This is a genomic window from Streptomyces niveiscabiei (assembly GCF_001419795.1).
GTDB lineage: Bacteria > Actinomycetota > Actinomycetes > Streptomycetales > Streptomycetaceae > Streptomyces > Streptomyces niveiscabiei.
The window spans coordinates 1-1,763 of sequence record NZ_LIRL01001175.1 but is presented as its reverse complement, the minus strand read 5'-3'; the positions used below and the strand labels follow the sequence as shown (position 1 = coordinate 1,763).

2 protein-coding genes are annotated in these 1,763 nt (G+C 71.6%); one reads left to right on the top strand and one right to left on the bottom strand.

What is annotated here, in order from left to right:
- Positions 1–507: 507 nt before the first annotated feature.
- Positions 508–1,491 carry a helix-turn-helix transcriptional regulator gene (locus AOK24_RS41655; RefSeq protein ID WP_055725085.1) on the bottom strand — a complete coding sequence of 328 codons (984 nt, stop codon included), beginning with the start codon at positions 1,489–1,491 and terminating at the stop codon, positions 508–510.
- Positions 1,492–1,581: 90 nt separating this feature from the next.
- Here AOK24_RS41655 and AOK24_RS41650 point away from each other — a divergent pair.
- A partial coding sequence (locus tag AOK24_RS41650) for a maleylpyruvate isomerase N-terminal domain-containing protein (RefSeq protein ID WP_206191360.1) occupies positions 1,582–1,763 on the top strand: 182 nt, incomplete at its 3' end.

The following is a 1,763-nucleotide window of genomic DNA, read 5'->3' as shown; positions in this document are numbered from 1 at the left end:
CAACTCCGCTGCTCAGCCTTGCTGTTGCGCCTGCTGACCCTGCCCCGCGCCACCCGGGCCGCCGCCGCCACCGCCGCCGCCCTGCCCTCCCTGGCCGCCTCCCGCAGCCGCCCCCGCCGTCGGCATCCCTGACGGCATCGCCGTCGGACTGCCCGTCGGGGCCCCACTCGGCGCGCCGCTCGCCGCCCCCGTCGGTGCCCCGCTCGGCCGCGCCGCCCCCGTCGGCATGCCCGTCGGGCCCTGGCACTGCTGTGTGGAGTTGCCCGGGGTGTTCGTCGACGACGAGTCGCTTGAGCCGCAAGCGGCCAGGGCCAGCGGGGAGAGTGCCAGGAGGGCCACGGCGGGGACCAGGTGGGTGCGCTTCATGAGGGACAGCTCCAGGGACGATGAGGGAGTTCTGAGGTGCTGAACTCAACCAACGGCGTCTGGGGCTTTGTTGGGCGGCTGCTGTGGGGCGGCTGTCCGGCGGGCAAAGCGTCTTTCAAGGCACCCTTCTGACCTGCCACTTCACCCCAGCTCGTGTTCCGAGCGCTGGTACAGGGCCGTGACAGAGGCGAGCGCGGTGCGCAGTTCCGCGCGGACCTCCGGTGGGGAGATGACCTCCACGAGGTCGGAGAACATGAGGAGTTGGCGGGTGGCGGGGAGCTGAGCGTAGCTGAGGCGTACCGGGACCCAGTCCGCCGAGAGGTCCAACTCTTCCTGGGGGTGGGCCAGTTGGGTTGCCGCGAGGCGGAGGAAGCGGTCCAGGCCGTCGCGGCGGACTCGGACGGTCACCTCGATGGTGGCCGGGCGTTCCTCGACCTGGCGTCTCAACACGTCCCAGACGTCGGCGAGTTCGACGCCGGGGCGGCGTTTGACCGGGACCGCGAGACGCTTCGCGGAGCGGATCCGGTCGGCGCGGAAGAGCTGGGGCCTGCTGCGGCGGTCGGCGACGAGGTACCAGACGCCCGCCTTGGAGACGAGGCCGTAGGGGTCGACGGTGTAGGTGCGGGGGTCGGTCGTCCCGCTGTGCCGGTAGCTCAGGCGCAGGCGGCGGTCCGTGAACACGGCGTCCTGGAGGATGCCCAGGTCGACGGGTTTCGCCTCGCCGTTCGTCCACCAGCGCGTCGCGTCGACGAGGATGCGGCGGCTGGTGACCTCGGCGGCGGGGCGGTGCGGGGCGGGGAGCGCGGCCATCACCTTCCGCAGGGCGGAGCCGAGCGCGGAGTCCAGGCCGAGGGCTTCGTGCGCGCCCTGGGCCGCGAGCACGAACAGCGCCCGCGACTCGTCGGCGGTCAGGCCGGTGACGTCCGTACGGAACCCTTCGAGCAGACGGATGCCGCCGTGCCGGCCGCGCTCGGCGTACACGGGTACGCCCGCCGCCGACAGCGACTCGATGTCCCGGTAGATCGTCCGCTCGGACACCTCCAGCCGGTCGGCCAGCTCGTGCGCGGGGACCAGCCCCCTGGTCTGGAGCAGCAGGAGGATGGAGAGGAGGCGATCGGATTTCACCGGTCCAGCATCCCGCAAAAGTTGACGGGAGGTGTCAGGTTTCGGCGGCAGCATCCTCGTACACAGCAGCCGTTACGGAAAGGTACGTCCATGACTGTCGACCCTCGGTCCCTGTACGCCCAGGCCACTGCTCAGGTCGGGGAGTTGATCGCCGCCGTGCGGGATGAGCAGTTCGGGGCGGGGACGCCGTGTCCGGAGTTCGATGTGCGGGGGCTGTTGTCGCACATGGTCGGGGTGATGGTGCGGGTCGCTGTGACCGGGGAGGGCGGGGA